The organism is Bacteroidales bacterium, assembly GCA_035353855.1.
GTDB lineage: Bacteria > Bacteroidota > Bacteroidia > Bacteroidales > CG2-30-32-10 > DAOQAK01.
In genome coordinates, this window is record DAOQAK010000082.1 from 1 (window position 1) to 7954 (window position 7954).

Genomic DNA, 7954 nt, shown 5'->3' on the forward strand with positions numbered 1-7954 from the left:
AACCTATATTTACAACTTAATTTGTTTGGCTAAATTTTAGTCGGACAGCAATGATTATAAATAATAATTTTTAACATTTTTCTTCCTGAAAAATAAACCACAGTGAATTATTTAAAGTGATTAAGAAACTGTTTTGAATTCATTAAAATTTATACCGACAGAAAAAAGGTTTGCAAAAATATTTTTTGTTTTCTGTACGGTATAACTCGTTCTAAACAGTTTTGCTTTTGCAAACCTGATAAGAACGAGTATAATTGTATTAACGGTCAGACTGAGCCGATTCTACAGGAATAACATTATTATCCTTTCCGGAAGTCGCTGAAGGAGAATCGTGTCGAAGTCGACCGATATATGTCACTCTTCGACACGGACGACAACACGTATGCCCTCGCTATGTCCGGCTCTGAGTAACAATTAAAATTTGAATATGTAATTCAATATAAAAAATTCAAAACAGTTTCTAAGTGTTCAACCAAAAAAACCTTATACATTTGCAAAAAACAGAAATATGAAAGCATCAGTTGAAATAAGCTACTATCCGCTAAACCAGGAATTCATTCCTCACATAAAAGATTTTATCGACAGGATAAATAAATACCCTGAACTTGTTGTTCGTACCAACACCATGAGTACACAAATCTTCGGTGAATACAAAGAAATCATGAATGCATTAACTAATGAAATTGAAAAATCATTTGAGCTTCCCCACTCTGTTTTTGTGATGAAAATAATTAATGCCGACCTGGAAAAATAAATGGAATTATTTTACGAATGGCTTATAGGGAATTATATAGAGATAATTGCCTCGCTGCTTGGCATATTTGGGGTATGGCTCACCACTAAGCAAAAGGTATGGTGCTGGCCGATAGGCTTGCTGAATGTTATTTTATCGCTATATGTTTTCCTGGTATCAAAGCTTTACGCTGATGTTGTACTCCAGATATTTTACATCATCCTGACACTTTACGGGTGGTACAACTGGTTGTATGGCGGCGAAAATAAAACAGTTCTCAAAGTATCGCGGATAAAGCGAAGCATGATGTTGTTTCTTATTTTAATTTCATTTTTTTGCATTTTCATTACAGGATATATTTTCAGCAATTACACTGATGCAGCGCTCCCATACTGGGATGCTACAGTTGCAGTATGGGGAGTAATCGGAACATTTGTACAGGCAAAAAAATATATCGAGAACTGGATCATCTGGATCATTAATGACCTTTTATGCACAGGAATTTATTTTTATAAACATTTATTTGCATTCACCGCGTTATATTTTGTTTTTGTTTTATTGGCAGTATATGGTTATATACAATGGAAAAAGGATTTAAAGAAAATAGCAGTAGCCTGATAAAAATAGCTATCACCGGTCCTGAATCTACAGGCAAATCGTTGCTGACAGAACAACTGGCAAAGCATTTCAATACCGTATTTGTTCCTGAATATGCCCGTGAATATATTGATCATTTGAACCGCAAATACGAGCAACACGATATTTTAGAAATTGCAAAAACTCAGCTGAAAAACGAAACAAAAGCTTTATCAATAGCTAACAAGTTCCTTTTCTGTGATACTGAATTTTTAGTAACTAAAATATGGAGCGAGCATGCTTACGGTAATTGTGATGAATGGATAAAAGAAAAATTCAAAACTCATAAATACGATTTATACCTGCTTATGGATATTGACCTGCCATGGGAATATGATGAACAACGCGAACACCCTCACATGAGAACATATTTTTTCAACTGGTATAGAACAGAACTGGAGAAGAACAAACTCCCATTTGTAATTATCTCAGGTACGGGTATAGAAAGGTTGAATAATGCCTTAGAAAAAATTCATTCATATTTTAAATTTTAACACACTGTTATTAAAAACATTTTTACATTTGGGAGAAATATTTACTAAAAATATTCTCTTTATATCTAGTATTTTTTTCTTAAATAAGGGTAAAAGCATTTTTAAGTGTATTATAAAAACAAATCGTAATAAATTAGTGATATGAAAAAGCCAATACTTATTGCAATCTTTTCTTTGATAATATTTTTTCATTCTTTCTCACAGGCTGTAATTGATCAAAACGACATGCCCAATATTGGCGATACGTTAAGGGTAAATATAAATAATTCATTAGACGGAGTTGATTATATTTCGTCGGGTGTTAATTATTTATGGAATTTTTCAAATCTTACAGCAACATCGGAACGGATTGACACTTTCCTGAGTGTTCAATCCACTCCCAGTATATATTATTATTATATTTTTCAAATGCTGTTAGGATGTAATCTTGCTGCAACACAACCCGATATTTCTAACATGTCGCTTATATCGCTTACCAATGTTTATAATTTTTATAAAAAATCGGCAGCTAATTTTTCTCAATATGGCTATGGCGCTGATTTTAACGGGAACTCCATACCCATGAAGTACGACAATCCTGATGTGCAGTTGATTTTTCCTTTAACTTATGGAGAAAAGGATTCATGCGATTACCAGGATACCTTATCTCTTGACACACTTGGTGGTATTTTTTATGGTGAGAAAAGACATCGTGTTAATTATGTTGACGGATGGGGAAATATCATCACCCCTATCGATACTTTCCATACAGTACGTGTTGTTTCAACTATTACCGGACACGATACAATTTTTATGAGTATTATGGGATATGCTACCGACTATGTGATAAAAGAATATAAATGGTATGCTGATGGCATGGGCATTCCTGTTTTGAAAATAGCGGTAAGGACCGGCGCAAATGCCGGCACCACTGTTGAATTCAATAACAGAGAGCAAATAAGCTATATGAATATTAACGACAGCGACCCATCGCTAACTTTTACAACACTTTATCCCAATCCTGCCAACGAGCAAACCGGTCTTCATTTCTCGCTTGCAAAACAAGCTGAAGTTAAGATCGACATTACGGATATATTGGGAAAAAATATTAAAAACTTCGGTAGCAAAGAATATCCTGCCGGGTTCACTACTGTTCCTTTAAATATTAAAGAATTGAATTTGAGTAAAGGAACTTATCTTGTAAAAATAAGTACAGAGAACAATTCGAAAACCCTCAAACTACAGCTTCAGTAATTTTATTTTATAATCTTATCAAGTATTTTTTTCGCTCCGTATTTATACAGGAACAGGTTCATCATTTTCAGTTTCACATAGTCTTCGCGCATATAGCGGTATCCCTGGTATTTCCCATCAAATGCACCGGCTGAAGAATCTTTTATCAGGTACCATTTCACTCCGTCTTTCTCGGTATATCCGATCAAATGAACACAATGATCATCGGTAGTTGATTCGTTACTCAAACGTAACTGTCTTGCATCATCATTAATTTCATTTGCAGGAATATCGAAAGTAGGAACAAACATGATCTGCTTTTGCTTGTCAATTCCGGGTTCCGAGAAATCGCCGCAAATTGAAATAGTGTACCCATCATTTAAAGCTTCATTAACTATCGTCATAAAATCGTCAGCCGAAACATTATAATAATCGCTGCAATGCCACCAGTTATCATCTTCTACCAGCTCGGCATGCTGATTAAACGTAGATTTATTATCCGACATAAAGCTGAAATAATCGTTCGGAATTATTTTGCAGTAATCATTCATAAAAGATATTGGAGAATATTTCTTCCCTTCAAAATTAAATTCCGAAGGTGGCTTCAACATATATGAATTAAGAATACTCTTCACTGTATTCACAACTGTAGCGCTATCCCAAAGGCTTTCTGCTTTCACATACTTCAGATAATTTTCATATTCCGAAAAAAGTTTTTCATGATCAATCACAGTTTGCCCTTTCAACATACCCGAATAAATTGTGTCGGGCATTATTCCGTATTGAGTCATTAACCTTCTGAATGCACTTGCTTCCGAGCCTTCACCCAGATAGCAATCGCCTTTATGTTCTACAAAATATTTTGCTCGCTCAACATATTCCCAGTACACAAAATACAATTCCGAAAGTTTTATTTTTTTCCCGCTAATCCTGAATATCTCTGATTCCAATAAAGATGTTGTTGCAAAACTCCAGCATGTGCCACTGTTTCCCTGCGACAACGGAACATTGCACCATTGCTTTTTAAAATCATCGGGCGATGCCGGTGAAATAATATTGGAAGTTTCAACCGATAAATATTTTTTTGTTTCGATTACTGATTTCGAATTATCATAGTTTTCAATTCCTTTAAGGATTGAATTCTGATAATACCCGGCTTTGTATTCTATAAATTTTCCTTTGTCTTTTCTTGTTGTATCCTGCGCAGAAAGGCTAAAGAAAACAACAATAAAAAAAAACAGTATGATAATTTTTCGCATAATCGTTAATTTACTTCTCAAAAGTATGGAATATTTTAATTTACCTTTGTCGCACGCTATGAAAAAATACGGATATTTTTTTGAACTTCATTTCATTGTAATCCTTCTTGGATTTACAGCAATATTAGGCAAGCTGATAAATCTTCCTGCTCCCATGCTTGTCTGGTATCGCACAATGATTGCATTTTCGGCATTGTTAATCTGGTTTCTTTTTTCAAAAACAAAATTCATTTTACCCTTAAAAGAAACCTTACAAATACTTGGAATAGGCTTGATCGTTGGCGCTCACTGGATATTTTTCTTTCATGCCATTAAAGTCTCGAATGTTTCGGTAGCTCTCGGATGCCTTGCCAGCGGTACGCTCTTTGCAAGTTTTCTTGAACCCTTGGCATTTAAAAGAAAGATATACTGGATTGAAGTTGTCCTCGGGTTAATCATTATTGGCGGGCTTTACATGATATTCCAGTTTGAAACACGATATACTGCAGGAATATTATTTTCAGTGTTTTCATTTTTTCTGTGGTCGGTTTTTACTGTACTGAATAAAAAAATTACTCTTAACTATAACCAGAACGTTATCGGGTTTTACGAAATGCTTGGGGCTTTTATAGGAATCAGTATTTACTTTTTATTTAACAATGATATCCCTACAAAAAGTTTCTCAATAACATGGAGCGATTTTTTTTATTTGCTTATTCTTGGAATTGTTTGCTCTTCTTATGCATTTTCAGCTATTGTACGAATCATGAAAAAACTTTCGGCTTATGCTGTTGTGCTTACTGTTAACCTTGAGCCTGTATATGGGATTCTTCTCGCTTATTTTATTTTTGGTTCAACAGAATATATGTCGAATGGGTTTTATATTGGAACGTTGATATTAATTCTGACCATATTCTTATATCCTGTATTGATGAAGAAATTTAAGTCACAAAATACATAAAAACAAATCGGGGCGGCCAAAGGCCGCCCCGATTGATCATTTATAATTCATCTTTATTTTTTAATTCTCATTCTGTAGAATGAGCGCCATACGAATATCAATGCTACAGCAAGGAACATTAGTCCAACATAGGGAGCGGTATCTCTGAAATTTTGAGAAATAGCTATTTCCATTGCAAGTAACCCAAATAATGTTGTGAACTTGATAATTGGATTCAACGCAACAGATGAAGTGTCTTTGAATGGATCGCCTACGGTATCGCCCACTACAGTTGCATCATGAAGAGGTGTACCTTTCATTTTAAGATCCACTTCAACCACTTTCTTTGCATTATCCCAGCAGCCACCGGCATTTGCCATAAATACAGCCTGGAATAAACCGATTACAGCAATAGCAATCAAATAGCTGACAAACAAAGCAACTGCATTATTACCGCCAATTCCGGAAGGAGATGATAAACATGCAAATGCTAAAGCAAAAAAGAATATTGCAATAAATATATTAAACATTCCCTTTTGAGCATATTGTGTACAAATCTTTACAACTTCAACAGATGATTTGGGATCTGCTTTTTTAGGAGCATTCGGGTTAAGGTTAATATGGTTTTTAATATATTCAACAGCGCGGAAAGCACCGGTTGTAACAGCCATGGTTGAGGCACCGGTAAACCAATATATAACAGCACCACCAAGGATAAAACCTAAAATTGAATAAGGATTAAGAAGATTCAATATAGATTCCGGTTCAACACCTAATGTTTTTTGTATCATCAGTATTAACGAAAATATCATAGTAGTAGCGCCAACAACAGCAGTACCAATTAACACGGGCTTTGCAGTCGCTTTAAAAGTATTTCCTGCTCCGTCGTTAGCTTCAAGATAATGTTTCGATTTTTCAAAATCGGGTTTAAAACCAAAATCTTTTTCTATTTCAGCACTTACATTAGGTTCTTCTTCGATCAAAGATAATTCATAAACGGATTGAGCATTATCAGTTACCGGCCCATAGCTGTCTACAGCAATAGTTACAGGACCCATGCCAAGCAAACCAAAGGCAACCAACCCAAATGCAAAAATTGAAGGATAAACCATTATTTCATGTAATCCGAAAGTACTCATGAAATAAGCAAGAAACATTAATAAGAAAAATACCAGTCCCATCCAGAATGCTGAAAAGTTACCTGCAACAAAACCAGAAAGAATAGTTAATGACGGACCACCTTCTTTACCGGCACTAACAACTTCCTGAACATGACCTGATTTAGGTGAAGTGAATATTTTTACAATTTCAGGAATTAAAGCGCCACCCAAAGTACCGCAACTGATAATGGTTGAAAGAATCCACCACATATCGGTATTGCCGTTAAGGTCAGGGATCATAATAAAACTGGCAATGAAAGTAACAATGATTGATAAAATTGAAGTTATCCAAACTAAATGTGTAAGTGGTTTTTCAAAATCCAGATCATCTACTTTGCTGTATTTTGCTTTACTTAATGCTGCATTAATATAATAAGCAACCACAGATGTTATTACCATTAATATACGCATGAAGAAAATCCATGCAAGAAGTTTAACCTGTAAAACTGCTGTAATATCCATATCACCCGAAATTCCAACAGCTAAAAGAATGAATGATACAAGAGCAACACCGGTTACACCATATGTTTCAAAACCGTCGGCAGTAGGACCAACACTATCACCTGCATTATCTCCGGTACAGTCAGCAATAACTCCGGGGTTACGAGGATCATCTTCCCCAATCTTGAAAACAACTTTCATCAGGTCAGAACCAATGTCAGCGATTTTTGTAAATATACCACCGGCAATACGAAGAGCCGAAGCACCAAGCGACTCACCAATAGCAAAACCAATAAAACATGCGCCTGCTAAATTTCCCGGCATTAATAATAAGATAACAAGCATCATGATAAGTTCAATACAAACCAGCATAACACCTATACTCATCCCGGCTTTTAATGGAATATTAAGAAGTTTAAGAGGTTTCTTTTCCAATGAAGCAAATGCCATACGTGAATTAGCTAATGTATTCATGCGAATACCAAATGCGGCAACAGTGTATGAACCTAAGATACCTATGATGGTCCAGGTTAATATCAACAAAACACCGCCAATTCCAAACAAGGTTTCTCCATCATGACCTTTTGCCAGGAATCCAAAATAACCAGCTATAGCTGCACCAATAAAAATAAAAAGGATAGCAATAAATTTACCTTGTTGTTTAAGATAAGCGCCACAAGTTTTATAAATTACTTCAGACACATCGAGCATTGCTTTATGTGCCGGTAATTTTTTTACTTTCATAAATTGATAGAGACCAAATAGCAAACCCAGTGCACACACCAAAAACCCCCAATACAAAACACTTTCACTTTTAATTGCATCAGGCACCTTTAAATCTGCTTCGCTGGCAAATGTTGCAAAAGGTATCAGCAAGAACAATGTTGAAATTAACTTTTTCATATGCAGTAATTTTTAATTATTTTAAAATCATTGCAAAATTATGAAAGTATTTGAATAAAAAATCAACAATTTTTTACAGACATACCTATATAATTCGATAAGTTGCGTGGATACTGTGTTAACAGAATATATATTTATTTTTAATCATTGGTGGACGAGATAAAATAGGCAAGCATACCTGAATGAACCGATATACT

At 34.9% G+C, this 7954-nt stretch carries 7 protein-coding genes; 5 read left to right on the plus strand and 2 right to left on the minus strand.

The genetic code is table 11. From position 1 onward, the window contains the following. Positions 1–508: 508 nt before the first annotated feature. From PKK00_14810 to PKK00_14825, 4 genes are all read left to right on the plus strand, one after another. Positions 509–754, plus strand: coding sequence for a YkoF family thiamine/hydroxymethylpyrimidine-binding protein (locus PKK00_14810; protein ID HNW99675.1), 246 nt, complete (start codon positions 509–511; stop codon positions 752–754). Further along, positions 755–1351: a nicotinamide riboside transporter PnuC gene (gene pnuC / locus PKK00_14815; protein HNW99676.1), complete on the plus strand. Its 597-nt coding sequence runs from the start codon at positions 755–757 to the stop codon at positions 1349–1351. Then, on the plus strand, positions 1315–1863 hold the full coding sequence (locus tag PKK00_14820; protein HNW99677.1) for an ATP-binding protein: 549 nt from the start codon (positions 1315–1317) through the stop codon (positions 1861–1863). Before pnuC ends, PKK00_14820 begins: the two co-directional genes overlap by 37 nt. Before the next feature lie 141 nt (positions 1864–2004). Beyond that, the gene (locus tag PKK00_14825; GenBank protein HNW99678.1) at positions 2005–3096 is read left to right on the plus strand and encodes a T9SS type A sorting domain-containing protein; all 1092 of its coding nucleotides are present in this window, start codon (positions 2005–2007) and stop codon (positions 3094–3096) included. Between the two features lie 2 nt (positions 3097–3098). On the opposite strand, the gene PKK00_14830 is transcribed toward PKK00_14825, so the two are convergent. Then, positions 3099–4334, minus strand: a complete 1236-nt coding sequence (locus tag PKK00_14830; protein ID HNW99679.1) for a C1 family peptidase — start codon at positions 4332–4334, stop codon at positions 3099–3101. 25 nt (positions 4335–4359) lie between these two features. Between PKK00_14830 and PKK00_14835 the strand changes: the two genes are divergently transcribed. Continuing rightward, complete coding sequence (locus PKK00_14835; GenBank protein HNW99680.1) at positions 4360–5274, plus strand: DMT family transporter; 915 nt, start codon at positions 4360–4362, stop codon at positions 5272–5274. Between the two features lie 53 nt (positions 5275–5327). Here PKK00_14835 and PKK00_14840 read toward each other — a convergent pair whose 3' ends face one another. Continuing rightward, entirely contained in the window at positions 5328–7757 is a 2430-nt protein-coding gene (locus PKK00_14840; protein HNW99681.1) for a sodium-translocating pyrophosphatase, read from the minus strand. Between the last annotated feature and the right edge of the window lie 197 nt (positions 7758–7954).